The sequence below is a fragment of the Leifsonia sp. P73 genome (genome assembly GCF_051059105.1).
Lineage (GTDB): Bacteria > Actinomycetota > Actinomycetes > Actinomycetales > Microbacteriaceae > Leifsonia.
Window position 1 is genome coordinate 1427931 of record NZ_CP194931.1, and the last position, 23403, is coordinate 1451333.

Genomic DNA, 23403 nt, shown 5'->3' on the forward strand with positions numbered 1-23403 from the left:
GCTACTGCCAGCCGGGTCGCGCCCCCGGGAGGCGTCTCAGAGGATCAGCCGGCTCACGGAGCCGCGAGGCCGCCGACGGTGAGGAGGTTGACCGTCGTCGTCGTGCACGCCGTGTAGTTGTCGGCCTTCACGAACAGCGACTCGGTCGACCCGGGCGGGTACACGCGGAAGCCGTCGGCCGGCTTCGGCTTGCAGTCCGCGTCGGGGTAGTTGAGAGCCTGGGTGATCTTCAGCGGCGCCTGCGCGGTGCCGCCCGGCTGCAGGACCACCGTGTCGTGCGGGGTGGTGCGGTCGAACTGGGCCGCGTTGCCGAGCTGGGTGCCGTTGCCGTCCCCCACGAACGAGACGCCGGGCCAGCCCTGCAGCGAGCACTGCGTCGAGCCGGTGTTGGTGAGGACAATGGTGACCCCCACGCTGCCGGCGGCGCCGCCTGCCCCTTGCCGATGGCGCCGGTGAGGTTCGAGGTGGCGCACTGGCCCTGGATGGGCTGCGAGTCGCTGGTCGCCGTCGGGCGCGGTGAGGCCGAGCCCGAGCCCGAGCCGGACGTGGAGTCCGACGAAGCGGGGGACGCCGTCGGGCTCGCGCCCGCGGAGCAGCCGGCGAGGCCCAGCGCGAACGCCGCGGCGAGCGCGACGGCGAAAGCGGGCCTGGCGATGACGGAGCGACGCGGCGAGACGGACATGCCCTATTGTCAGCACGCCGAGGCGGTCCGCCCGGCGATGACTCGCCGCCCGGCCCCGAGTTGCACTGGCAGTATGAAGGCATGAGAGCGCTCGGGACCTGGTTGGCACGCTTCTGGACGGTCTTCGTCCCCGTCATCGGCGTCGTCGTCCTGGTCGCGTTCTGGACGGTGGAACTGCAACCGCTCGCCGTCGCGCTGATCGCGGTCGTCCTCGCCGGGACCGTGCTGGCCGCCGTGCAGCACGCGGAGGTCGTCGCACACAGGGTCGGCGAGCCGTTCGGATCGCTCGTGCTCGCCGTGGCGGTGACGATCATCGAGGTCGCGTTGATCGTGACGCTGATGACCACGGGCAAGGACTCCGCGACGCTCGCGCGCGACACTGTCTTCTCGGCCGTCATGATCACCATGAACGGCATCGTCGGCCTCAGCCTCCTGCTCAGCGCGACCCGGCGGGAGACCACCGCCTTCAACGCGCAGGGCAGCGGCGCGGCGCTCGGCACGGTCACGGCGATGGCGACGCTCACGATGGTGCTGCCGACCTTCACGGAGGCGACCCCCGGACCGGAGTTCTCGACCGGCCAGCTCGCGTTCGCCGCGATCGCGTCGGTCGCCCTGTACGGGATGTTCGTCTTCACGCAGACGTTCGCGCACCGCGACTTCTTCCTTCCGGTCTCCCCCAAGGGCACACCGCTCACGGAGGACAGCCACGCCGACGCGCCGTCGACACGCACGGCGCTGATCAGCGTCGGCCTCCTGCTGGTCGCCCTCGTCGCCGTGGTCGGGCTGGCCAAGCTGGAGTCCACGCCGATCGAGCGCGCGGTGACCGGGATCGGCCTCCCGCAGTCGTTCGTCGGCGTGATCATCGCGCTGCTGGTGCTGCTCCCGGAGGGCATCGCCGCGTCGAAGGCGGCTCGCCGCAACCGGATGCAGACCAGCCTCAACCTGGCGCTCGGCTCGGCCATCGCGAGCATCGGCCTCACCGTCCCGGCGATCGCGGTCGCGTCGATCTCGCTGCCGGGGCCGCTGCACCTCGGGCTCGGCGCGAGTCAGATCGTGCTGCTGATGCTGACGGTGGTGGTCAGCATCCTGACGATCATGCCGGGGCAGGCGGCGCGCATCAAGGGCGGCATCCACCTCATCATCTTCGCGGCGTTCATCTTCCTGTCGATCGTGCCGTGACGGTGGCCCGGCGTACGCTCCGAGCATGAGCGGACGCGACCCGCGGGTGGATGCCTACCTGGCGCCGCTGCCGGCCTGGCAGCAGGACGTCTTCGGCGAGCTGCGGGACATCCTGCACGAGGCGGACCCGGCGATCGAGGAGACGATCAAGCGCTCGGTCCAGCCGTACTTCGTGCTCGACGGCACCGTCGCCGCCTTCCTCGCGGCGAAGGACCACGTCAACCTGTTCGTCTACGACGGCGGGATCGTGCCCGACCCGGCCGGGCTCATCACGGCGGGGCACGACAACGCGACCGCGCGCACGATCGGGTTCCGGGAGGGCGACCCGATCGACCGGGAGGCGCTGCTGACCTTCCTGCGCCGGCTCATCGCGGACAATCGCGCGGGCGGCTGGCGCACGCTCACCGGCCGGCGTTGACCGCGGCGTCCCAGAGCGTCTCCGCGGCCAGCCGGGCGGCCAGGGGCGTCCCGCCGCACAGCGCGGCGCTCGCGGACGCGCCGTCGAACAGGAGCGTGAGCTGCACGGCGAGGACATACGGCGACACGGCGCCCGCGGCCTCGGCCTGGCGCTGGAAGTACGCGGTCAGCTCGCCCTTGAAGTGCTGCGCCACCTGCGCGGCGGGGTGGTCCCGGTCGCGCAGCTCGGTGGCCACGTTGACGAACGGGCAGCCGAAGTAGTCGCCGGCCTCCGCCGCGCGGTGGAGGGCGTCGTAGACGTGCAGGGCCCGCTCGCGCGGGGTCCGGCCGTCGTCGCCCTCGCTGAAGTAGCCCGCGACCACGCGGGGGCCGTACTCCGTCAGCATGTCGGCGACGATCGCGTCCTTGCTCTCGAAGTGCTGATAGATGGAGCGCTTGGAGACCTGGGCCTCCTGCGCCAGCCGGTCGACGCCGACCGCATGCACGCCCTCGCGGATGAAGAGCCGGGCGGCCGCGTCCAGCACGCGCTCCCGGGGCTTGGGGCGGGGGGCGGTCGTCGTGGTCATGCGTCGATTCTAGAGGCCGGGTTGCGCAAAGTAAACCGATCTGTGTACATTGTCGGAAACAGATCAGTTTACTTTTGGAGGATCATCATGACCGATCTCACCGGACGCGTCGCCCTCGTCACCGGCGCCAACCGCGGCCTCGGGGCCGCCTTCGTCGCCGAGCTCCTGGAGCGCGGGGCGTCGAAGGTCTACGCCGCCGCCCGCCGACCCGAGTCGGTCGACGTCACCGACCCGCGCGTCGTCCCGCTCGAGCTTGACGTCACCGACGCGGAGAGCATCCGCCGCGCCGCCGAGGTCGCCACCGACGTGACCGTGCTCGTCAACAACGCGGGGATCGGCGTGAACCAGTCGCTCGTGAGCGGCGACCTGACCGAGATCCACCGCGAGTTCGACACCAACTTCTGGGGTCCGGTGCTGGTGACCCGCGCCTTCGCGCCGATCCTCGCCGCGAACGGCGGCGGCGCGATCGTCAACATGCACTCCGCCCTGAGCTGGTACGCCATCGGCTCGTACAGCGCGGGCAAGGCCGCGCTGTGGTCGGCGAGCAACTCCGCTCGCGTCGAGCTCGCGCCGCAGGGCATCCAGGTGGTCGGCGTCCACGTCGGCTACGTCGACACCGACATGGCCGCGCACGCGGACGGCTACAAGGTGCCGCCGGCGCAGGTCGTCGCCGAGGCGCTGGACGCCGTCGCCGCGGGAGACGCGGAGGCCGTCGTCGGCGAGACCGCGCAGCAGGTGAAGTCCGTCCTCCACCAGGACGTGCGCGTGCTCTACCCCCAGCTCGCCAGGTAGGAGTCGGACGCGAAGCCGCGCGGGCGGATGCCCCACTGCGCGGTCCAGGTCTCGCCCGGCTCCACCCAGCGCAGGCCCTGGCCGGTGTTGAGCGCGTTCGCCGGGGCGGTCATCGGCTCCACGGCGAGCGCGACCTCCCCGGCCTCCTTCGTGGCGAAGGCCCGGTGCGTGAACACCTGGACGTAGGCGAAGGACGCGTCGCCCCAGAGGGTGACCGTGCGGCCATCCGCCGCGGCGAGCACGTGCTCGGGCGAGCCGAGGTCGCCGAAGCCGTCGTTGAGGTCGAGGTCCGCGACGATCCCGCCCTCCGAGAGGTCGTACTTCGTGCCGGCGACCGGGGCCTCGCCGGTGACGTTCAGCCGGTCGTCGGTCTCGAAGCGCGTCCTGGCGTGGACGGTCAGGGTGAGCTGGGTGGCCGGGACGTCGCCGATGCGGAGGTACGGGTGCGCGCCGATCGCGACGGGCGCGCTCCGCTCGCCGCGGTTCGTCACCGTGTGCGTGACCGTCAGGCCCTCCGTGTCGAGCTCGTGCGTGACGGTGGTGTCGAGGATGAACGGGTAGCCGGGCTCCGGGTAGATCGTGGCCGCCTGCGTCACCGCCGAGTCGGAGCGCTCGACCAGCGTGTACGGCCGGTAGCGCAGGAGGCCGTGCGAGGCGTTGCCGAGCGACGGCTCGGTGAGCGCGAGCCGCTGGGGGACGCCGTCCAGCTCCCAGACGCCGTCCTTCACCCGGTTCGGCCACGGCATCAGCACGATGCCGTCGGCCGAGGGCGGGGTGGAGTCCTCCGGGAACGGCTCCAGGATGTCCGCTCCCCCGTACCGGAGGGTGCGGAGGCCGGCCGCCACCTGCGTGACGGTGGCGGTCAGGTCGCCGAACTCGAGGTCGTACTGTTCTCCGGTCGGTGCTCGCATGGGGACAGCGTATTCCTCAGGCGACGGTCACCGGCAAGCCCGCTTCGCGCAGGGATCGCACGGCCTCCGCGGCGGCGGACTCGCCGGTGAGGAGGCCGGCCACGTCCTCCAGCGCGGCGATGCGGCCGACGTGCGTGCGACCGAGCTTGGAGCCGTCGGCGACGACCAGCGCGCGGCCGGACGACGCCACCATGACGCGCTTGAGGTCGGCCTCCGGGAGGTTCACGTTGGTGATCCCGCCGACGGGGTCGACGCCCGTGCAGCCGATGAAGGCGAGGTCGGCGTGCACGCGCTCCAGGAGGACGGACGCCAGCGGCTCGACCAGCGAGTGCTGCAGCGGCCGCAGCGTGCCGCCGGTGACGACCACCTGGAAACGCGGGATGGCGCGCTCCAATTCGAGCGCGATGGTGAGGCCGTTGGTGATGACGGTGACGTCCTCCAGGTCGTCGCGGTCGGCGAGCGCCCGCGCGATCGCGGCGGTGGTCGTGCCGACGTCGAGGAGGACGCTGCTGCCGGACTCGACCAGCGCCGCCGCGGCCGCGCCGATCCTCCGCTTCTCCTCGGCGGACGACTCCAGCGCCTCCTCGAAGCTCGCCTCCCGCGTGCCGGCACCGCGCAGCACCGCCCCGCCGTGGACGCGGCGGATGCTCTGCTGCGCGTCGAGGGCGTCGAGGTCGGAGCGCACGGTGACGTCGGAGACCTGGAACGCCTCGCTCAGTTCGGCGACGCGGACGAACCCGGTGCGGCCGATGAGGTCGAGCATCCGCTCTCGGCGGAGGGCGGCGGGCAGCGGTTCGCTCATACCGGCAATGCTCCAGCGCTTGCGTTTACTTGTCAATCCGCAAGTCAATCGGTACATTTGCTTTCGGAAACGAAAGGTAAGCATGGCCGCCATCACGAAGCGCCCGCACCGCCTGTCCGACGGTCGCGACCTCATCTACTACGACGACCCGGACTCCGCGCTCGACCCGGACCGCGCGCCCGACCTGCGCGAGCCCGCGCCGCGTCCGGCCACGGCGACCATGCGCCAGGACCCGCTGACCGGCGACTGGGTCTCGATCGCCGCCGCGCGGCAGAACCGCGTCATGCTCCCGCCGGCGGAGCTGGACCCGCTGGCGCCGGCCACCCCGGGCAACCCGTCCGAGATCCCGAGCCTGTACGACGTCGCGGTCTTCGAGAACAAGTCGCCGTCGTTCGGTCCGCTGCTGGAGGACGCGAACCAGCCGGCCGGGCTCGACGACCTCGCCGCGGTCGGGCTGGAGCGCACCCGCACCTCGGTGGGCCGCTGCGAGGTCGTCTGCTTCAGCCCCGCCACCACGGGTTCGTTCGGCAGCCTCACGCCGACCCGCGCCCGCACCGTCATCGAGGCGTGGGCCGACCGCACCGCGGCACTCTCCGCCCTCCCGAACGTGCGCCAGGTCTTCCCGTTCGAGAACCGCGGGGAGGCCATCGGCGTCACCCTGCACCACCCGCACGGGCAGATCTACGCCTACCCGTACGTCACCCCGCGCACCAGCGCCCTCATCCGGTCGCTGGAGAGCTACGGGCCGACGCTGTTCGCCGACATCCTGGAGCGCGAGCGCGCGTCGGAGCGGGTCATCCTCGCCGGCGAGCACTGGACGGCGTTCGTGCCGTTCGCGGCGCGCTGGCCGATCGAGATCCACGTGCTGCCGCACCGCCACATCCCCGACCTCGCCGCCACCTCGGACGCCGAGCGCGACGAGCTCGCCACCCTCTACCTGCGCGTGCTGCGCGGGGTGGACGCGCTCTACGACTCCCCCACGCCGTACATCGCGGCCTGGCACCAGGCGCCCGTCCACGCGCACCGCGACGACATCCGGCTCATGCTGCAGCTGACCTCCCCCGCCGCGGCGCGGATAAGCTGAAGTTCCTGGCCGGCTCCGAGTCCGCGATGGGCGCGTGGATCGGCGACATCCCGCCCGAGCAGGCCGCGGCCGCGCTCCGGGAGGCCGTCGCCCGTGCCGATCGCGAGAACCCGGTGGGCGAGCTGCCCGCCGGGATCGCCGGGCTCGTGACCATGCCCGCCACCGCCTCCACCCCCGAAGGAAAGATCCCCGCATGACCGACCTGCGCACCGGCGTCCGCGACGACTTCGTCACGATCTTCGGCCGGGAGCCCGACGGCGTCTGGTCGAGCCCCGGCCGGGTGAACCTCATCGGCGAGCACACCGACTACAACCTCGGCTTCGTGCTGCCGTTCGCGATCAACCGCCGCACGGTCGCCGCCCTCGGGTTGCGCGACGACCGCACCGTGCGGGTCGGCAGCACGTTCGCGGACGAGCTGGTGGAGATCGACCTCGACCGGCTCTCCCCCGACGCGCTCGACGGCTGGTCGGCCTACCCGCTCGGCGTCGCCTGGGCGCTGGGCGAGTTCGGCGCCGACCTGGCGGCTGTGCCGGGCTTCGACCTCCTGATCGACTCCAACGTCCCCGTCGGCGCCGGTCTGTCGTCGTCCGCGGCGATCGAGGGCGCGACCGCGCTCGCGCTCAACGACGTGTGGCGACTCGGGCTCGATCGCCAGACGCTGGCCCGCGTCGGCCAGCGCAGCGAGAACATCGTCGTCGGCGCTCCGACCGGCATCATGGACCAGTCCGCGTCGCTGCTCGGCCGGCCCGACTCCGCGGTGTTCCTCGACTGCCGCTCGCTCGAGTCGCAGATCGTGCCGCTCGGGCTCGAGGAAGCGGGCCTCGCCGTCCTCATCGTGGACACCGGCGTCACCCACGCGCACGCGACCGGCGGCTACGCCGAGCGCAGGGCGTCGTGCGAGGCCGGAGCCGCGGCCCTCGGGGTCGCGTCGCTGCGGGACGTGAGCGTGGACGACCTCCCGCGCGCCCGCGAGCTGCTGGACGACGTGACCTTCCGCCGGGTGCGGCACGTCGTCACCGAGGACCAGCGCGTCCTCGACACCGTCCGCCTCCTGCGGGAGAGCGGCCCGACGGCGATCGGCGACCTGCTCGACGCCTCCCACGTCTCCATGCGCGACGACTTCGAGATCTCGGTCCCGGAGCTCGACCTCGCGGTCGAGACGGCGCAGGCGAACGGCGCGATCGGCGCGCGGATGACGGGCGGCGGATTCGGCGGCTCGGCGATCGCGCTCGTGCCGCTCGACGCGCTCAGCCGCGTGCAGGTCGCGCTCGACGGGGCCTTCGCCGAGCACGGCTTCGGTCAACCGGAGGTGTTCACCGTGAACGCCTCGAGGGCTCGCGGCGCGAGAGCTGAGTCCCGTTCATCCGCACGTCACCGGCCTCCGCCAGAATGGGACGATGAGCGAACCGGAGATCACCTGGCTGAGTCCCGACACGGTCCAGCTCCGCCAGCCGAAGTCCTCGCACTGGGAGGCGCCGTTCCTGTTCCTGCTGTTCGGGCGGGAGCGCGCGCTGCTCATCGACACCGGGGCGACGAACGACGAGCAGGTGTTCCCGCTCCGCGCGGCGGTCGACGCGCTCACCGAGGAGTGGCTGCGCCGCAACCCGGCTGTCTTCACGCGGCCGTATCCGCTCGTCGTGGCGCACAGCCACGCGCACCGCGACCACATCGCGGGTGACCCGCTCCTGGCCGGACGGCCGGGGACGACGCTGGTCGGGACCACGCCCGCGCAGGTGATCGCATTCTTCGGCTTCCGATCGTGGCCGGACGAGACGGTGGACTTCCCGCTCGGGCGCCGCACCGTCGACGTGATCGGCGGCCCGGGCCATGAGCCGTCCGCTGTGGCGTTCTTCGACCGCGAGACCGGCATCCTGTTCAGCGGCGACACCGTGCTGCCCGGCCATCTCTACGTGCGCGACCTGGCGCAGTACCGGGCGACGATCGAGCGGCTGATCCGCTTCAGGGACGCGCCGACCGCGCCGGTGCGCGAGCTGCGCGGCGCGCACGTCGAGATGTCGGACACGCCCGGCGTCATCTACGCGCCGGGGACGCTCGACCAGCCGGACGAGCTGCCGCTCCCGCTGCCGCCGCGCATCCTCGACCGGGTGCTCTCGGCGCTGGACGAGTTCCGTGGCGAGCCCGGCGAGCGGGTCGTCCGCAGGCGGTTCGTGGTCGCCGCCGACTGAGCGAATGCCTGCTCCGCGGCGGTGCGGGCGGGCGCTCTAGGGTGGTGGGTATGACGATCATCACGCTCACGGACGGCTCCACCCCCAGCGTCGCGGACGACGCCTTCGTGGCGGCCGGCGCCGTGCTCGCGGGGCGCGTGCGACTGCTCGCCGGCTCCAGCGTCTGGTACAACGCGGTGCTGCGGGCGGAGGCGGAGGACATCGTCCTCGGCGAGCGCAGCAACCTCCAGGACAACGTGTCCTGCCATGTCGACCACGGCTATCCGCTGACCATCGGCGCGGACGTGTCGGTCGGCCACAACGCCGTGCTGCACGGCTGCACGATCGAGGACGGCGTGCTGGTCGGGATGCAGGCGACGGTGCTCAACGGCGCGGTCGTCGGCGCGGGCTCGCTGCTCGCGGCGGGGACCGTCGTGCTGGAGGGCGCGGTCATCCCGCCCGGGTCGCTGGTCGCGGGAGTTCCCGGCAAGGTGCGCCGCGAGCTCACCGAGGAGGAGCGCGCCGGCATCCTCCGCAACGCCCAGGCCTACCTCACCCACGTCACCGAGCACCCCGCGCCCTGAACCCACCGCCGAGGGGCACGTTGTTGTCACTTCCGGGCTCGAAAAGTGACAACGACGTGCCCCTCGGCCGGGGTCAGGACTCGTGAGGGGCGGGCTCGACGGGGGCGGGGGTTCCGTTGGTGATGCGGACGAGCTCGGCGAACGTGGTCGGGAAGACCGTATGCGCGTGGCCGGCGGCGGCCCAGACCTCGGGGTAGCCGGCGAGCGCGACGTCCACGACGGTGCGCAGGCGCTCCGGGTGCCCGAGCGGCGCGACGCCGCCGATGGTCTGGCCCGTCGCCGCCTTCACCGTCTCGGGGTCCGCGCGGCGGATGCGGCCGCCCAGCCGCTCGCCGAGAAAGGCGGTGTCGACACGGTGCGCGCCCGACGTCATCACCAGCAGCGGCTCGCCGTCGATCGTGAAGACCAGGGAGTTGGCGATCGCTCCGACCTCCACGCCCAGCTCGGCCGCGGCCGAGACCGCGGTCGGGGTCGCGGACTCGAACCAGCGCACGCGCGGCTCGACCCCGGCCTCCAGCAGCGCCGCCTCCACCCGCTCGACCGCGGGATGCGTGCGGTCCTCTGCGGTCATGCCAGCGCCCGCTCCGCGGACTCCACCACGTTCTGCAGCAGCAGCGCGCGGGTCATCGGGCCGACGCCGCCCGGGTTCGGCGAGACCCACGCGGCGACCTCGGCGACGTCGGCCGCCACGTCGCCGGCGACCTTGCTTTTGCCGGTGACCGGGTCCTCCACCCGGCTCACGCCCACGTCGAGGACGATGGCGCCCGGCTTGACGTTGTCGGCGGTCACCAGACCGGCGACGCCCGCGGCCGCGACGATCACGTCGGCGCTGCGCAGGATGCCGTCCAGGTCGACCGTGCCGGTGTGGGTCAGGGTCACGGTGGCGTTGTACTCGCGGCGGGTGAGCAGCGAGCCGATCGCGCGGCCCACGGTCACCCCGCGGCCGACGACCACGACATGCTTGCCGTTCAGGTCGATCCCGTGCCGCAGCATCAGCTCGATGACGCCGCGTGGCGTGCAGGGCAGCGGGGTGGTGATCGGCCGGTTGACGTTGAGGACCAGGCGGCCCAGGTTCGTCGGGTGGAGGCCGTCGGCGTCCTTGGCGGGGTCGACAAGCTCCAGGATCGCGTCGGTGTCGAGGTGCGACGGCAGCGGGAGCTGCACGATGAAGCCGGTGCAGTCCGGGTCGTCGTTGAGGTCCTCGATCACGGCCTCCAGCTCGGCCTGCGAGATGTCCGCGGGGAGGTCGCGGCGGATGGAGGCGATGCCGACCTCCGCGCAGTCGCGGTGCTTGCCCGCGACGTACCACTGCGATCCCGGGTCGTCGCCGACCAGGATCGTGCCGAGCCCCGGCACGACGCCCTGCTCGCGCAGCCGCGCCACGCGCTCCGTGAGCTCGGCCTTGATCTCCCCCGCCGTAGCCTTACCGTCCAGTACCTTCGCCGTCACTCCGGCCTCCATCCATCAGTTCCTGAGTTGTGCACGCGACACGCCGTCTCGCCCCGTGCACAACTCCGGAACGGATGGGGTGAGCTAGATCGAGGACGGGAGCTCGACGGGGAAGCCCTCCTGGCCGGAGGGGGTCAGGCCGGGGTAGAGCGGGAACGCGGCGGTGAGAGCGTCGACGCGGGCGCGCAGCGCCTTGGTGTCGGCGCCGGGGCGCAGCGCGAGGGCGATGATGTCGGCCACCTCGGTGAACTCGGTGTCGCCGAAGCCGCGGGTCGCGAGCGCGGGCGTGCCGATCCGGAGGCCGGAGGTCACCATCGGCGGGCGCGGGTCGAACGGCACCGCGTTGCGGTTGACGGTGATGCCGACCTCGTGGAGGACGTCCTCCGCCTGCTTGCCGTCGAGCTCCGAGTGGCGGAGGTCGGCGAGCACGAGGTGCACGTCGGTGCCGCCGGTGAGGACGTCGACGCCCACTGCCTTCGAGTCCTCGGCGGTCAGGCGCTCGGCGAGCAGCTTCGCGCCGCGGACGGTGCGCTCCTGGCGGTCCTTGAACTCCTCGGTCGCAGCGAGCTTGAACGCGGTCGCCTTGGCCGCGATCACGTGCATGAGCGGGCCGCCCTGCTGGCCCGGGAACACGTTGGAGTTGAGCTTCTTGGCGAGCTCCATGTCGCGGCTGACGATGAAGCCGGAGCGCGGGCCGCCGATGGTCTTGTGCACGGTCGAGCTGACGACGTCGGCGTACGGCACGGGCGACGGGTGGATGCCCGCGGCCACGAGGCCGGCGAAGTGCGCCATGTCCACCCAGAGCTTCGCGCCCACTTCGTCCGCGATCTCGCGGAACGCGGCGAAGTCGAGCTGGCGCGGGTAGGCCGACCAGCCGGCGATGATGACCTGCGGCTTGTGCTCGATGGCCTTGTCGCGCACGACGTTCATGTCGACGGTGAAGGACTCCGGGTCGACGCCGTAGGCGACCGCGTTGTAGAGCTTGCCGGAGAAGTTGAGCTTCATCCCGTGGGTCAGGTGGCCGCCGTGGGCGAGCTCCAGGCCGAGGATGGTGTCGCCGGGGGTGGCGATGGCCGACAGGACGGCCGCGTTCGCGGACGCGCCGGAGTGCGGCTGGACGTTGGCGTACTCGGCGCCGAACAGGCTCTTCGCCCGGTCGATCGCCAGCTGCTCGGCGATGTCGACGTACTCGCAGCCGCCGTAGTAGCGGCGCCCCGGGTAGCCCTCGGCGTACTTGTTCGTCAGCACCGAGCCGACGGCTTCGAGAACGGCGCGCGGCACGAAGTTCTCCGAGGCGATCATCTCGAGGTAGTCGCGCTGGCGGCCGAGCTCGAGCTGCAGCACCTCCGCGATCTCGGGATCGACCTCCGCCAGCGGGGCGGTGAAGGTGGACGGAAGGGTGTCGGTCACTATCGGCTCCTTGAAAGCAGGGATGGACAATCGTTGTGCATCGACCCAGGCGCGCGGCCGAATCCATCCGTTCGTTCGAGGTAACCGTTGTCGCTCCCCGATGGTGACCATCTGAGCGCCAGTCGCGACGTGAGCAAGCATAGCAAAGGGGCGTCGAACAGGCCCGTGCTCATCCGCTGGAGGCCTTGCTGATTAGTTAGGACGGCTGCGATACTCGCTGATGGCCGTCCCGCGGGTGGGCAGCGTCGGCCGAACCCCGAGAATCCCCTGACGTGGTTAGGAACAGCCGTGGTCGTGCCTCGCCCCGCCCAGCTCGAGAACACGGGCGACGCGCCCTTCACACTCCTCCCCGGCGCCAGGATCATCGTCGCGGGGCCCGGCGCCGACGCCGTCGGCCGGCTGCTGCACGTCGAACTCGCGACGGACTGCCGGCGGGAGCTGGCCGTGGTCCACGAGCCTCCGGCGTTCGGGGACATCGCGATCGTGATCGCGGACGACGAGGGGCCGGCCGGGCACCCGGCCGAGGGCTACACGCTGGAGGTCGCGGCCGAGGGCGTGCGGATCGGCGCGGCCACCGCGGCCGGCGCGTTCTGGGGCGTCCAGACGCTGCGCCAGCTCGTCCCCGCCGAGTGCGAGGGCGACGCGCTGACGGTCGACGCGGTCCGGATCAGCGACCACCCGCGCTTCGCCTACCGCGGCGCGATGCTGGACGTCGCGCGGCACTTCTTCCGGGTCGCGGACGTCAAACGGTTCATCGACGCCGTCGTCCTGCTGAAGGTGAACCACCTCCATCTCCACCTGACCGACGACCAGGGCTGGCGCGTCGAGATCGCCGGGTGGCCCGAGCTGACGCGCATCGGCGGCTCCACGGGCAGCGACGGCAGCCGGGGCGGCTACTACACCGCGGACGACTACCGCGAGCTGGTCGCGTACGCGGCGGAGCGGCACGTCACGATCGTCCCCGAGCTCGACATGCCGGGGCACACGAACGCGGCGCTCGCCTCCTACCCCGAGCTCAACCCGGACGGCGTCGCGCCCGCGCTGTACACCGGGTCGGAGGTCGGCTTCAGCACCCTGCGGACGGGCGACCCGGTCACGGACGGCTTCGTGCGCGACGTGATCCGCGAGGTCGCGGCCCTCACGCCCGGTCCGTACCTCCACATCGGCGGCGACGAGTGCCTCAGCACCTCGGAGACGGATTTCGAGGCCTTCGTGCGGCGGGCGGCGCAGCTCGTCGCCGAGGCCGGCAAGATCCCGGTCGGCTGGCACGAGATGGGCCGCGCCGCGGGACTCCCCGAGGGGACGGTCGGGCAGTACTGGTCGTTCCGCGTCCCGCGCGGCGACGCGGCCGAGGAGACGCTGGCGTTCGTCCGGGGCGGTGGCGCCGTGATCATGTCCCCGGCCGACGTCGCCTATCTCGACATCGTGTACGAGGAGGGCGACCCGATCGGTCAGGACTGGGCCGACGGCCCGACTGATCTTCGCAGCGCGTACCAGTGGGACCCCGCGCGGATCGTGCCGGGGCTGGGCGACGCGCACATCCTCGGCGTCGAGGCTCCGGTGTGGACCGAGACCATCGCGACGATCGAGGAGGTCGAGCGGATGGCGTTCCCCCGGCTCGCGGCCGTCGCCGAGATCGGCTGGTCGGAGGCTCCCGCGGACACGGCCGAGGTGGTGTCGACGCGCGACTTCGACGAGTTCGCGGCGAGGGTGGCCCGGCTCGCCGAGCACTGGGACGCGCTGGGGACGTCGTACCGCCGGGTCGCGGAAGTGCTGTGGCCGGAGGACGCGACGAGCTGAGGTCCGCGCTCGACGGGACCGCCGTCCTGTGTGCGGACGCGAAGGGAGCCGGTGACCCCGTGGGGCCACCGGCTCCTCTCGTCCGGCGAGTGTCAGGCTCGCCGGGTCGCGATCATCACGCGGCAGCGGTCTCCGCGCTGCGGCGGCGACGACGGACGATCAGCAGGACGACGCCCGCGCCGACCAGGAGCGCGGCCGAGCCGGCGATGCCCGCGACCGCGATGTCCGAACCGGTCATCGCGAGGCCGCCGTTACCGCCGGAGCCGCCACCGGTCGTGCCGGTGCCGGCGCCGTTGTTCGTTCCGTCACCGGTGTTGCCGTTTCCGTTGCCGCCGTTCCCACCGCCCGGGGGATGACCGGGTTCACGACCGAGATGTCGAACGTGTCCCAGACCGAGCTGTCGGCGCGGAGGACCTGGTACGTGTAGCTGGAGCCCGCCTGGGAGGGGATGACGAACGCGAACGTGTGCGAGCCGTCGTCCTCCGCCGTCGCGGTGAACTGCCCGACCGTCCCCGCGACCGGGGCGGTGCGCAGCGATGCCCTGGTCGCGGTGTGCCCGTTCAGGCCGGTGAGGGTGTGCGTCAGGGACTCGCCCGCCGAGTAGGCAGTCGCCGGAGCGGTGTACGTGACAGTCTCGCCCGGTTCGGCGGTGTACTTGTCGAGCGAGCCGTGCAGCCCGCCGCCGCCCGGCGGGTAGTCCGCGTGGGCTGCCACCGTGGGCGCGAGGGCAAGTGCCAGGGCGACGAGGCCGCCGAACAATGTCTTCTTCATGGATTCTCCTTCGTAGGGGATGGGTGTCACTGGCCGACCGGAGCGGTTCGGTCAGCCACAGGTCCCGGGCTCGGCGAAGTGCTCGAACTCGGTGGCGGTGGGGGTCGCGACGACGCGGGCGACGGTCGGCGACCGGGTGGGCGGGGCGGTGAACTCGGCGACGACGACCGAGACGGCTCCCGGGGCGAGGTCGACCTGGACGACGGACACGGGATGGCCGTCGATCATCCGGGTGAGGGCGGTGACCTCCGTGCCGTCGACGGTCACGCGGTGCGGACGGAGGCTGTCGGTCGCGGCGAACTGCACCATCGTCCGGAGGTGTCCGGCCGGGAGGCCGGGGACGCCGTACCCGGTCACGACCCAGGGGTACGAGGCGATGTCCGCCGGCGCCGTGGAGGCGAGCGTCGCGGTGGCCGTGACCGTGTTGCCGACCTTCTTCGCGGTGTCCTTCTTCGCCGTGTCCTTCGTCGCCGCCGCGTGGCAGGTGGCGGTGACGGAGCCTTCGAGGTAGCTGTCCATCTTGCCGGCGGTCCCGTCGGCCAGGAACACGCCCACGGGCGCACCGCGGTCGGTGAGCTGGGCGAGCGGTCCGGCCAGCGGGCCGCCCGCGATCTCGTGCTGCAGCGCGGCTTCGGCGAACCAGAGCGAGATGCGGCCCTCGTCCACGGCCGTGGCCAGCGCCTTCAGCACCGGGACGGTGCCCGTCCCCGCGCCGAAGAGCTTGTCGAACATGGCGCGCGTGAGTTCGCCGAAGAACACGTCCTGGTCGTCGCGACTCTCGATCTCGACGTAGACGTCCCGCAGCAGGACGCGGGAGGCGTTCTCGCTGTTCAGCTCGCGGCCGGCGACGGTGATCGGGCCGGTCGCCGCCAGCAGCAGCCCGATGGTCGCGGTGTCGATCGAGACCACCCCGTCGAGCTCCTGGCCGAGGGCCGCCCGCCAGTGGGCGGCCGTGAGCTCGCCGCTCCGAACGAAGTCGGGCGTGAGGTTGACGTTCTGGATGTACTCGCCGAGCTGGGGCCCGAACAGCGCTCGCTCCTCCGGACTCACCGGGAGCCCGGTCCCCTCGGCGGGGTTGAGCTGATCGGGGACGAGCTGCTGCCCCAGCTCGATGCGCCCTCCGTCGGCGGTCAGCGCCGAGATGGCCCCCGCGATCCCGCCGGTCGTCCGGAGCTCGGCGTTGTTGTTGAACAGCAGCGCGTAGTTCTTCGCACCGCCCGCACCGATCGCGGCCGGGAGGACGCGTGCGGCGACCGAGAGCGACGAGACGGTCTGGTGGAGGCTGTCGACCAGGCCCTCGGCCGCCCGGACGCCGGAGGCCAGCGGCGGCACGAGCGGGCCGCCCGCGGCCTCGCGCAGCGTCGCGCGGCCGCGTTCGAGCGCGCGCTCCGCCGTGCGGAGGTGGGCAGCCGTGCCCGCGACGGCCTCGGTGTCGACCGTGCGGTCCGCGAGCGACACGGCGGTCTCCAGCGTGGCGAGGTCGGCGACGACGGGCGCCAGTCCCCCGTCGACGGTCTCGTGGAGCGCTTCGACGGTGAGCCGGTACGAGCGGAGGTTGGCCCCGGCGAACGGGACGTACTCGGACGCGCGCCAGACCACATCGCCCGTCAGACCCTTTGCGTCGTCCAGGCGGTCACCCACCGCGCGGATGCGGTCGGCGCGGGAGGCGGCCGACACCGGGTCGGCGGCGACGGCGGCGACAGTCGACTTCGCGTCGGCGCGCGCGGTCGACACGTGGCCGTAGGAGATGGCCGCTCTGACGCCCACCCAAGCGGCGCACGCCACGACGACGAGGGCGACGGCGCCGAGCGAGATCAGCACGACACGCGTGACGCGTGCGCGCTCGGCCGCTCTCGCACGGCGGCGCGATCGACCGCTCATAGGCCCCCGACTCCCTTTCGACATCGGGACCCATGTTCTCGTCGGTACCGCGGTGGCCCACCGTCGATCCGGGGATTTACGTGCGGATCGGTCGAGGTTCCGTGCAGTTCGCCCGACCTTACGTGGAGCGCCTTACATCTTGCGTATTACCGTTGGGCTGCAGCAGTTCACCACACGTCCCCATGGAGCCAGCCGATGATCGTTCCCCGCGTCGCGGACTCCACTCCGCTCGCCGGAAGGGAGCGCGTCCTGACGCTCGTGCGCGAGCTCCTGTTCTCCAGCGACGCGGACGTCGACCTCGTCGGTCCGCGGCTGAGCGGGCGCTCGACCGTCGTCGACGCGGTGGCCTCCTCCGCGGCCGACGCGCGCAGGACCGTCGTGCGCGTGAACGGCGTCCGATCACTGCGTGAGAGCCCGCTCGCCGCCCTCCACGCGGCCGGGATCGGGGTGCTGACGTCCCCGGAGCGCCGCACGGCGTCCGCCCTCCAGCAGGCGATCGACGCGTTGGGGACCGCGGTCGGGTCCGGCGCGGCCGCGCTCCTGGTGGACGACGCCGACCTCCTCGACGACGCGTCCACCGGCGCGATCGACGCCGTGCGCCGCGCGACCCGCACTCCGCTGCTGCGCACCCGCGCGCGGCGGGAGGAGGGGCCGTCGACGGCGTACGTGGTGGAGGTCGTGCCGCTCGACTACGAGGAGCTCCGGTCGGCCGTCGCGGAGCGCCTCGGCGGTCCCGTCGACGCGAGCGCGATGAGCCGCGTGTACGCGCTGTGCGGCGGCAACGTGGGCCTCGCTCTCGCGCTCGCGGAGCTCGCGGTGCTGGAGGGCCGGCTGGTCCGGGGGTCGGGTGGGTGGTCCGCGACCGGGGAGCTGTGGAGCAGAGCGCTCCGCGGCGCCCTCGACGCGCAGCTCTCCGGACTCGGTCCGGCCGAGCGCGTCGCGCTGGAGAGGATCGCGGTGACCGGCGTCGGCGACGTGGCATCGACGCGCGGGCTGGTCGACCCCGGCGCCCTCGACGGACTCGCTGCGGCGGGCGTCCTCCGGATCGTGCCGCACCGCGGGCGCCGGCTCATCGCCCTCGATCCGCCGGTCCTCGCCGACCACCTCCGCGACCGCGCGCAGGTGGACGCCCCGCCCACCGACGCCGCGTTCGTCCAGCTCGTGCACGCGGCGGCCGACTCCCGCCGTGAGGAGGCGTCACGGGTGTGGTGCGCCGCCCCGTCGCCGGGATCGGCGCTCGCCCTCGCGCACGCCCTGATGGCCGACACGGGGATGGCGCCGGGCGCGGCGGCCGAGCTCGACCGGGTGCTGGCCGCGTCGGCCGGCCTGCCGGGCGACCCGCTGGACACGGCAGAGCTCGCCGTGCTCCGCGCGCGTCGGTCGGTGGCCGCCGGCGCCGGGCTCGCGGAGGCCCTTGCGGTCCTCAGGGCCGAGGTCGCCGGGCTCGGCCCCTTCGCACGGCTCGCGGACGCCGCCGGGGTGATGCTCGCCGTCGAGGTCGGGGCGGAGCCGGCCGTTCCCGAGGAGCGCCTGCGCGACGACCGCGACCTGCCGCCTCCCGTGCGGGCACGGCTGCTGGAGGCCTCCCGCGCGGTCGCCCTCCGCTGCGGGCGCTTCGAGGACGCCGTGCGCCTCCTCGACGAGCTCGCCGCCGCGCTGCCGGTCTCCTCGGATGGAGCCCCGCTGTCCGCGGTCGGCGCGGGCGTGCGCTGGATCGACGCCCAGCTCGCCGCGGGCAGGGGGCGGCCGGACGAGGCCGCCGAGCTGCTCCGCCGGCTGGCCTCAGCTCTCGCGACGCACGGCGAGCTGCCCACGGCCGCGCTCGCACTGCTGACATCGCTCGAACACGCGATCGACGAGGCCGGGCTCGCGGAGGCACGCGCCCTGCTCGATCGTCAGCAGTCCGAGCTCCACGACGCGCACCTCGCGTTCGTGGAGGCCCAGGCAGCGCCCGGCTCCGCGGACCTGGGCGCGCTCGCGGAGCGGCTCGCCTCGACAGGACGGGCCGCACCGGCCGCCGCGCTTCGCTCCGCCGGCGACGGCTCCGACAGCGGCGGGTTCTTCTCGACGCCGATCGCGCTGACGGATCGGGAGCGCGAGATCACGCGGCTCGTGGCGACAGGACTCAGCAACCCGGAGATCGCGTCGCGCCTCGTCCTCAGCGTCCGTACCGTCGAGAGCCACGTCAGCAGGGTGATGCGCAAGACCTCGGCGACCAACCGCGGCGAACTCGTCGCCCTCGCCCTCCGGCTCTCGCCGTGAGCGGGGTCAGGTCACGGGTAGCCCACGAACCACAACAGCACGAGCGCCACGGGCTGCAGCGCGATCCCCGCCGCCAGCGCGATCGTCCGGGCACGCCGGTTCCGGGTCAGCCCCGGCGCCCCGGCGAGCGGCGCCAGCGGCATGAGCAGCCGGAAGAGGCTCTGCTGCGGCAGGAAGACGGCGAACAGATAGAGCGCGTAGCTGGCAGCGTAGGCGACCACCTCGGTGCCGAGCGCACGGATGCCCGGCCGGTTCAGCAGCCACGCGTAGCCGCCGATCGCCGCGACGACGAGGAGGGCGCCCGCGACGCTCGCGTACCGCCAGGTGAAGAGGAACCACGGCGTCAGCGGCACGAAGGCGACCCGTCCGATGAAGCCCGTCCACCAGGACAGCTCGGTCTCCACATACGCCCCTGGCGTCCCAGTGACGGTCGCCGCGATCAGCGGCCAGGCCAGCCCCGCCACAGCGGTCACCGCGCCGGCGACGATCATCGCCACGCGCTCCCGCACGCCGAAGGTCTCGTCTCCCCGGCGCGCCCGCCGCGCGCGGATCACGTACACGATCCCGAGGGTGAGCGGAAGGGCGAGCTCTCCCGGACGCGTGAACGCGGCCGCGACCCCGAACGGGATGACCGTCCAGTACCGCCGCGCCATCGTCGCCAGCAGCGCCGCGAACAGCAGGAGGAAGAACAGGCTCTCGGCGTAGGCGATCTGCAGCACGAACGAGAGCGGCCCGAAACAGAAGAACACGGCCGCCCAGAGCCCGCTGACCGGGCCGACGCGCGACGCCACGACCCGGTAGAGCACGAGGCTGGCCGCCGCACCGCAGAGCACCGCGACCAGCACGCCGGCCGCCGGGAACCCGAGCCCGGTCGCGGACATGAGCGCGCGCACGATCAGCGGGTACAGCGGCAGGAACGCCCACTCGTTCTGCTGCACGTCGCCGTCGGCGTCGACCGGCAGGGTCGTCGGATAGCCGTGCTCGACGATGCGCCAGTAGTACGAGGCGTCCCAGGTGCCCGCGAAGCCGAGGAAGGTCGGGTGCGTCTGCGGGCTGCCACCCTCCCAGTGCATCGCGCCCGCGACGAGGTACAGCGCGAGCATGAGCAGCGTCGTCAGCACCCGGGAGGCCGCGTAGACGCCGAGCACGCCCGCCCACCACGGCATCCTCCACCGGAACAGCCGCACATGGGCGGCCTCGACCACGGGCCCGACGGGATCCGCCGGGTGCAGCGAACTCGTGATACCGGCCGTCATCGTCTCGATGCTACCGCGCGCCGATGCAGTGGTGCATCGGGTGCGTCGGGGCGCCCGCGTCGCGCCACACGCGCGGGCGCCCCAGCTCGGGACGGCGGCCTCCGCCGCTACTTGACGCTGCCCGCCGTGAGACCTCCGACGAGGCGCTTCTCGATCAGCGCGAACAGGATGACCACCGGGATGATCGCGACGACCGACACCGCGAAGACGTACTGCCAGGCCGCGTCGTACTGGCCGACGAACTTGGTCAGCGCCACCGAGAGCGGCTGGTTGGCGTCCGTGGAGAGGATGACGAGGCTCGCCGCGAACTCGTTCCAGGAGGCGACGAACGTGTAGATGATCGCCGTGACGATGCCCGGCCAGACCAGCGGGAGCTGGACGCGCAGCAGCACCGTCCACTTCCCCGCGCCGTCGAGCTGGGCGGCCTCGTCGACCTCCTTGGGCACGCCCGCGAAGAACGTGTGCATGATCCAGATCGCGAACGCCAGGTTGAACGCCGCGTTGACCAGGATCATCGCCAGCCAGGTGTCGTTGATCCCGAGCGCCACCATCTCCTTGAACAGGCCGGTCGCCAGCACGGTCGGCTGCAGCATCTGCGTGACGATCACGAGGAAGAGGAACACCCCGCGGCCCGGGAACCGGAACCGCGCCGTGTAGTACGCCGCCGGGACGCAGACCAGCAGCACGACCACCGTCGCGAACACCGAGATGACGATGGTCGAGATCAGATTGAGCGGCAATGGGGTCTCCGGGGTGGACCACATCGTGAGGTAGTTCTCCGGATGCCACGTCGTCGGGAGGTAGGTCGGCGGGACGGTGAGGATGTTGTCCCTGCTCTTGAACGAGCCGACCAGCATGATCAGGTACGGCGCGATGAAGATCAGGGCGATGACGACGCCCGCGATCACCTTGCCGGCGACGCGCCAGGTGAAGCCGGACCGCGGACGGCGGCGGGGCTCGGCGGCGCGCGCGGGCGTTCCGGCGAGCGCGACGGGGGCGGGCGCGGTCACGAGACCTCCTTCATCGGCTTCACGATCCACAGGTAGAGCGCCACGACCACCAGCACGATCAGGAAGTTGATCACGCTGAGCGCGCTCGACAGGTCGATGCGCTGCTCGTTCTGCAGCAGCTTGAACACGTACGTGGTCGTCGTGTCGGCCTTGTAGCCTGGGATCGTCCCGGTCATCAGCTTGAGGATCGGCAGCGAGTTGAAGACGTTGATGATGTTGATCAGGCTGGCCAGCGCGATCGCGGGCCGCAGGTTGGGCAGCGTCACCCCGAAGTAGGAGCGCACCGCGCCCGCGCCGTCGACCTTCGCGGCCTCCAGCATGTCACCCGGGATGCCGGCGAGTCCGGCCAGGATCGTGTAGGTCGTGAACGGGAGCGACACGAACACCGCGATGGCGATGGAGGACAAGAACGCCGGCAGCGGCTCCTTCGTGAACCCGAACGGCTGCGCGAGAACGTGGATGTCGACCAGGAACTTGTTGATGATCCCGTAGAACGGGTCGAGCCCGTAGACGAAGACGGTTGTCGTCATGACGACGCTCGCCGCCCAGGGGACGATGATCGCCATCCGCACCCAGCGCCGGCCGGGGAAGTTCTTGTCGAGGAACTGCGCCAGGGCCAGGGAGATCACCACGGTGACGAGCACCACCGAGACGACCCAGATGACCGTGTTGAGGAGGATGCCCGGGATCTCCGGGCGCGAGAGCACCGTGAGGTAGTTCTGCAGGCCGACCGATCCGTGGTCGACGCCGGCGACCGAGATCTTCCGGGTCGAGTTGAAGATCATGTAGCCCGCGGGGAACAGCACGATGCCGAAGATGAGGATGAGCGCCGGCAGCGTCCACGGCACGGCGTTCCACAGCGTGGTGGTGCTGCCGTGCCCGGCGCGAGGCGCCCCGCGGCGGGGACGGCCGGTGGCCGCCCCCGTCGTGGTCGTTTCGATGGTCGAGCTCATGCCGCTGCTACTGGCCCGAAGCCTTCGACTGGATGGACTTCAGCAGGTCGGTCGGGTTCGCGCCCTGTCCGAGCTGTCCGATCTGGCTCTGGATGGCGCCCTGGGCGGCCGACCAGTTCGGGTTCGTCGACGGGTAGAACTTGGCGTTCGGCAGCAGGTCGAGGAACGGCTTGATGTCCGCGTTCGAGCCCATCGAGTCCGCGCCGGACTTGGTCGTGGGCAGGAAGCCCTCGGCGCCGACCCACTTGGTGTAGACCGCCGGTGTGTAGAAGTAGTCGAGGAACTTCTTGATCGCGTCCTTCTTGTCCGTCTTGTTCTTGAAGGCCATCAGGTGGTCGGCGACGCCGAGCGTGAAGGCGGAACCGTCCTTGGTCGGGATCGGTGCGATCGCGTACTTGAGCGACGGGTTCTTGTCCTTGATCTGGCCGACGATCGGCGGGAGGCCGATCTGCATGCCGAGCTGGCCCTGGATGAAGACGTTCATCAACGGCGTGCGGTTGGTCGAACCGGGGTTCGCCTGGGTGAAGCCCTGCGTGATGATCTTCTGCATCTCGGTGGCGCCGGTGACGTTCTCCGCACTGTCGATCGTCAGCTTCTTGGCGTCGCCGTAGCCGCCGCCCGCTCCGTAGAACCAGATCGCGGTCTCGGCCTGGGCCTCCTCGGAGCCGAGCGGCATGCCGTAGGGCGTGACCCCGGCGGCCTTCAGCTTGGCGGCGTCCGCCTCGAAGTCCGCCCAGGTCTTCGGCGGCTCAGCGATCCCGGCCTTGGCGAAGTCGTCCTTGTTGTAGAAGAGGGCGCGCGCCGACGCGATGAACGGGAGGCCCCACTGGGTGCCGTCGATGCTCGCGTTCTTGTTGAACGCCGGCTGGAAGTCGTCCAGCGTCTTGGCCGAGACGATGTCCTTCGCCGGGTAGAGCAGGTCGTCGGCGGCGAAGCCGGCGAACGCGTCGATGTTCAGGATGTCCGGCTGCTTGCCCGCCTGGATGCGGGTCTTGATGACGTTGTTGATGTCCGTCCACGACTCGACGTCGAGGTTGACCGTGATGCCCTTGTTGGCCGCCTCGAAGTCCTTGATGATCTGCTGCCACTCGGCCTTGGTGTTGTCCGAGTAGCTGGCGACCATCAGGTTGAGCTGGCTGCTTCCGCTGGCCGAGCCCCCCGAGCCTCCACTGAAGCCGCAGGACGCGAGCGTCAGGGTCGCGACCGCCGCCGAGGCGACGGCGGCTCCCCACCGCAGAGACTTCTTCATCGACTTTCCTCACTCTCGATAAGGATTCCGGACCGTCGCCGAAGGTACTGCAGGTGCGCGACGGTGCGTATCTGGATGATGCTTCGTGATTTGTTTCATGCAGAAACGATCACATGCACTCAATTGATGGTCGAATAATTGCGCACACTGGAGGGGCGCGTCAAGGAACAACCGCGAGAT

22 protein-coding genes, 2 pseudogenes and 1 riboswitch are annotated in these 23403 nt (G+C 71.8%); of the genes and pseudogenes, 10 read left to right on the forward strand and 14 right to left on the reverse strand.

Annotation, left to right across the window (positions count from 1 at the left end; genetic code table 11):
• Positions 1-53: 53 nt before the first annotated feature.
• Positions 54-413, reverse strand: coding sequence for a DUF4232 domain-containing protein (locus ACQ86L_RS07240; protein ID WP_434318289.1), 360 nt, complete (start codon positions 411-413; stop codon positions 54-56).
• 39 nt (positions 414-452) lie between these two features.
• Between ACQ86L_RS07240 and ACQ86L_RS07245 the strand changes: the two genes are divergently transcribed.
• Genes ACQ86L_RS07245 through ACQ86L_RS07255 form a run of 3 tightly spaced genes read left to right on the forward strand, consistent with a single transcriptional unit; the run spans position 453 to position 2279 of the window.
• Positions 453-767 carry a hypothetical protein gene (locus ACQ86L_RS07245; RefSeq protein ID WP_434318290.1) on the forward strand — a complete coding sequence of 105 codons (315 nt, stop codon included), beginning with the start codon at positions 453-455 and terminating at the stop codon, positions 765-767.
• On the forward strand, positions 764-1861 hold the full coding sequence (locus tag ACQ86L_RS07250; RefSeq protein ID WP_434318291.1) for a calcium:proton antiporter: 1098 nt from the start codon (positions 764-766) through the stop codon (positions 1859-1861). Before ACQ86L_RS07245 ends, ACQ86L_RS07250 begins: the two co-directional genes overlap by 4 nt.
• Positions 1862-1886: 25 nt before the next feature.
• Complete coding sequence (locus ACQ86L_RS07255) at positions 1887-2279, forward strand: DUF1801 domain-containing protein (protein ID WP_434318292.1); 393 nt, start codon at positions 1887-1889, stop codon at positions 2277-2279.
• Here ACQ86L_RS07255 and ACQ86L_RS07260 read toward each other — a convergent pair.
• Positions 2263-2844 carry a TetR/AcrR family transcriptional regulator gene (locus ACQ86L_RS07260; protein ID WP_434318293.1) on the reverse strand — a complete coding sequence of 194 codons (582 nt, stop codon included), beginning with the start codon at positions 2842-2844 and terminating at the stop codon, positions 2263-2265. The two genes, ACQ86L_RS07255 and ACQ86L_RS07260, sit on opposite strands and share 17 nt — an antisense overlap.
• Before the next feature lie 87 nt (positions 2845-2931).
• On the opposite strand from ACQ86L_RS07260, the gene ACQ86L_RS07265 reads away from it, so the two are divergent.
• Positions 2932-3636, forward strand: a complete 705-nt coding sequence (locus ACQ86L_RS07265; protein ID WP_434318294.1) for an SDR family oxidoreductase — start codon at positions 2932-2934, stop codon at positions 3634-3636.
• Here ACQ86L_RS07265 and ACQ86L_RS07270 read toward each other — a convergent pair.
• Both ACQ86L_RS07270 and ACQ86L_RS07275 read right to left on the reverse strand, forming a co-directional pair.
• Positions 3615-4547, reverse strand: coding sequence for an aldose 1-epimerase family protein (locus ACQ86L_RS07270; protein ID WP_434318295.1), 933 nt, complete (start codon positions 4545-4547; stop codon positions 3615-3617). The genes ACQ86L_RS07265 and ACQ86L_RS07270 overlap by 22 nt on opposite strands.
• Before the next feature lie 16 nt (positions 4548-4563).
• Positions 4564-5349, reverse strand: coding sequence for a DeoR/GlpR family DNA-binding transcription regulator (locus ACQ86L_RS07275; protein ID WP_434318296.1), 786 nt, complete (start codon positions 5347-5349; stop codon positions 4564-4566).
• Between the two features lie 82 nt (positions 5350-5431).
• Between ACQ86L_RS07275 and galT the strand changes: the two are divergent.
• From galT to ACQ86L_RS07295, 4 genes and pseudogenes are all read left to right on the forward strand, one after another.
• Positions 5432-6630, forward strand: a pseudogene (gene galT, locus ACQ86L_RS07280) (galactose-1-phosphate uridylyltransferase).
• A pseudogene (gene galK / locus ACQ86L_RS07285) lies at positions 6627-7787 on the forward strand (galactokinase); the annotation flags it as partial. The pseudogenes galT and galK, both read left to right, overlap by 4 nt.
• 43 nt (positions 7788-7830) lie before the next feature.
• On the forward strand, positions 7831-8619 hold the full coding sequence (locus ACQ86L_RS07290; protein ID WP_434318297.1) for an MBL fold metallo-hydrolase: 789 nt from the start codon (positions 7831-7833) through the stop codon (positions 8617-8619).
• 50 nt (positions 8620-8669) lie between these two features.
• The gene (locus ACQ86L_RS07295) at positions 8670-9182 is read left to right on the forward strand and encodes a gamma carbonic anhydrase family protein (RefSeq protein ID WP_434318298.1); all 513 of its coding nucleotides are present in this window, start codon (positions 8670-8672) and stop codon (positions 9180-9182) included.
• Between the two features lie 73 nt (positions 9183-9255).
• On the opposite strand, the gene ACQ86L_RS07300 is transcribed toward ACQ86L_RS07295, so the two are convergent.
• The 3 genes from ACQ86L_RS07300 to glyA form a co-directional block, all read right to left on the reverse strand.
• A complete protein-coding gene (locus ACQ86L_RS07300) occupies positions 9256-9753 on the reverse strand; it encodes a YbaK/EbsC family protein (RefSeq protein ID WP_434318299.1) in 498 nt (165 codons plus the stop codon).
• Positions 9750-10631: a bifunctional methylenetetrahydrofolate dehydrogenase/methenyltetrahydrofolate cyclohydrolase gene (locus tag ACQ86L_RS07305; RefSeq protein ID WP_434318300.1), complete on the reverse strand. Its 882-nt coding sequence runs from the start codon at positions 10629-10631 to the stop codon at positions 9750-9752. Before ACQ86L_RS07305 ends, ACQ86L_RS07300 begins: the two co-directional genes overlap by 4 nt.
• 84 nt (positions 10632-10715) lie before the next feature.
• Positions 10716-12041 carry a serine hydroxymethyltransferase gene (glyA, locus tag ACQ86L_RS07310; RefSeq protein ID WP_434318301.1) on the reverse strand — a complete coding sequence of 442 codons (1326 nt, stop codon included), beginning with the start codon at positions 12039-12041 and terminating at the stop codon, positions 10716-10718.
• A gap of 36 nt (positions 12042-12077) precedes the next feature.
• A riboswitch (ZMP/ZTP riboswitch) is annotated at positions 12078-12177 on the reverse strand.
• Between the two features lie 152 nt (positions 12178-12329).
• Here glyA and ACQ86L_RS07315 point away from each other — a divergent pair.
• A complete protein-coding gene (locus tag ACQ86L_RS07315) occupies positions 12330-13841 on the forward strand; it encodes a family 20 glycosylhydrolase (protein WP_434318302.1) in 1512 nt (503 codons plus the stop codon).
• A gap of 115 nt (positions 13842-13956) precedes the next feature.
• On the opposite strand, the gene ACQ86L_RS07320 is transcribed toward ACQ86L_RS07315, so the two are convergent.
• The 3 genes from ACQ86L_RS07320 to ACQ86L_RS07330 are packed head-to-tail and all read right to left on the reverse strand — an operon-like array spanning position 13957 to position 16493.
• On the reverse strand, positions 13957-14079 hold the full coding sequence (locus tag ACQ86L_RS07320) for a hypothetical protein (protein WP_434318303.1): 123 nt from the start codon (positions 14077-14079) through the stop codon (positions 13957-13959).
• Entirely contained in the window at positions 14076-14612 is a 537-nt protein-coding gene (locus ACQ86L_RS07325; protein WP_434318304.1) for a hypothetical protein, read from the reverse strand. Before ACQ86L_RS07325 ends, ACQ86L_RS07320 begins: the two co-directional genes overlap by 4 nt.
• A 51-nt stretch (positions 14613-14663) precedes the next feature.
• Positions 14664-16493: a DUF4012 domain-containing protein gene (locus ACQ86L_RS07330; protein ID WP_434318305.1), complete on the reverse strand. Its 1830-nt coding sequence runs from the start codon at positions 16491-16493 to the stop codon at positions 14664-14666.
• A gap of 195 nt (positions 16494-16688) precedes the next feature.
• Between ACQ86L_RS07330 and ACQ86L_RS07335 the strand changes: the two genes are divergently transcribed.
• A complete protein-coding gene (locus ACQ86L_RS07335; protein WP_434318306.1) occupies positions 16689-18755 on the forward strand; it encodes a LuxR C-terminal-related transcriptional regulator in 2067 nt (688 codons plus the stop codon).
• 11 nt (positions 18756-18766) lie between these two features.
• On the opposite strand, the gene ACQ86L_RS07340 is transcribed toward ACQ86L_RS07335, so the two are convergent.
• The 4 genes from ACQ86L_RS07340 to ACQ86L_RS07355 form a co-directional block, all read right to left on the reverse strand.
• Entirely contained in the window at positions 18767-20011 is a 1245-nt protein-coding gene (locus ACQ86L_RS07340) for a mannosyltransferase family protein (RefSeq protein WP_434318307.1), read from the reverse strand.
• A gap of 107 nt (positions 20012-20118) precedes the next feature.
• Positions 20119-21021 carry a carbohydrate ABC transporter permease gene (locus ACQ86L_RS07345; protein WP_434318308.1) on the reverse strand — a complete coding sequence of 301 codons (903 nt, stop codon included), beginning with the start codon at positions 21019-21021 and terminating at the stop codon, positions 20119-20121.
• Positions 21018-21974, reverse strand: a complete 957-nt coding sequence (locus ACQ86L_RS07350; RefSeq protein ID WP_434318309.1) for a carbohydrate ABC transporter permease — start codon at positions 21972-21974, stop codon at positions 21018-21020. Before ACQ86L_RS07350 ends, ACQ86L_RS07345 begins: the two co-directional genes overlap by 4 nt.
• 7 nt (positions 21975-21981) lie before the next feature.
• Positions 21982-23223: an extracellular solute-binding protein gene (locus ACQ86L_RS07355; protein ID WP_434318310.1), complete on the reverse strand. Its 1242-nt coding sequence runs from the start codon at positions 23221-23223 to the stop codon at positions 21982-21984.
• Between the last annotated feature and the right edge of the window lie 180 nt (positions 23224-23403).

Excerpts from the sequence above, each read along its gene's own strand:
- ACQ86L_RS07250 (WP_434318291.1), top strand. The coding sequence starts at position 764 with ATGAGAGCGCTCGGGACCTGGTTGGCACGCTTCTGGACGGTCTTCGTC.
- ACQ86L_RS07255 (WP_434318292.1), top strand. The coding sequence starts at position 1,887 with ATGAGCGGACGCGACCCGCGGGTGGATGCCTACCTGGCGCCGCTGCCG.
- ACQ86L_RS07260 (WP_434318293.1), bottom strand. The coding sequence starts at position 2,844 with ATGACCACGACGACCGCCCCCCGCCCCAAGCCCCGGGAGCGCGTGCTG.
- ACQ86L_RS07265 (WP_434318294.1), top strand. The coding sequence starts at position 2,932 with ATGACCGATCTCACCGGACGCGTCGCCCTCGTCACCGGCGCCAACCGC.
- ACQ86L_RS07270 (WP_434318295.1), bottom strand. The coding sequence starts at position 4,547 with ATGCGAGCACCGACCGGAGAACAGTACGACCTCGAGTTCGGCGACCTG.
- ACQ86L_RS07275 (WP_434318296.1), bottom strand. The coding sequence starts at position 5,349 with ATGAGCGAACCGCTGCCCGCCGCCCTCCGCCGAGAGCGGATGCTCGAC.
- ACQ86L_RS07290 (WP_434318297.1), top strand. The coding sequence starts at position 7,831 with ATGAGCGAACCGGAGATCACCTGGCTGAGTCCCGACACGGTCCAGCTC.
- ACQ86L_RS07295 (WP_434318298.1), top strand. The coding sequence starts at position 8,670 with ATGACGATCATCACGCTCACGGACGGCTCCACCCCCAGCGTCGCGGAC.
- ACQ86L_RS07300 (WP_434318299.1), bottom strand. The coding sequence starts at position 9,753 with ATGACCGCAGAGGACCGCACGCATCCCGCGGTCGAGCGGGTGGAGGCG.
- ACQ86L_RS07320 (WP_434318303.1), bottom strand. The coding sequence starts at position 14,079 with ATGACCGGTTCGGACATCGCGGTCGCGGGCATCGCCGGCTCGGCCGCG.
- ACQ86L_RS07325 (WP_434318304.1), bottom strand. The coding sequence starts at position 14,612 with ATGAAGAAGACATTGTTCGGCGGCCTCGTCGCCCTGGCACTTGCCCTC.
- ACQ86L_RS07330 (WP_434318305.1), bottom strand. The coding sequence starts at position 16,493 with ATGAGCGGTCGATCGCGCCGCCGTGCGAGAGCGGCCGAGCGCGCACGC.
- ACQ86L_RS07335 (WP_434318306.1), top strand. The coding sequence starts at position 16,689 with ATGATCGTTCCCCGCGTCGCGGACTCCACTCCGCTCGCCGGAAGGGAG.
- ACQ86L_RS07340 (WP_434318307.1), bottom strand. The coding sequence starts at position 20,011 with ATGACGGCCGGTATCACGAGTTCGCTGCACCCGGCGGATCCCGTCGGG.
- ACQ86L_RS07350 (WP_434318309.1), bottom strand. The coding sequence starts at position 21,974 with ATGAGCTCGACCATCGAAACGACCACGACGGGGGCGGCCACCGGCCGT.
- ACQ86L_RS07355 (WP_434318310.1), bottom strand. The coding sequence starts at position 23,223 with ATGAAGAAGTCTCTGCGGTGGGGAGCCGCCGTCGCCTCGGCGGCGGTC.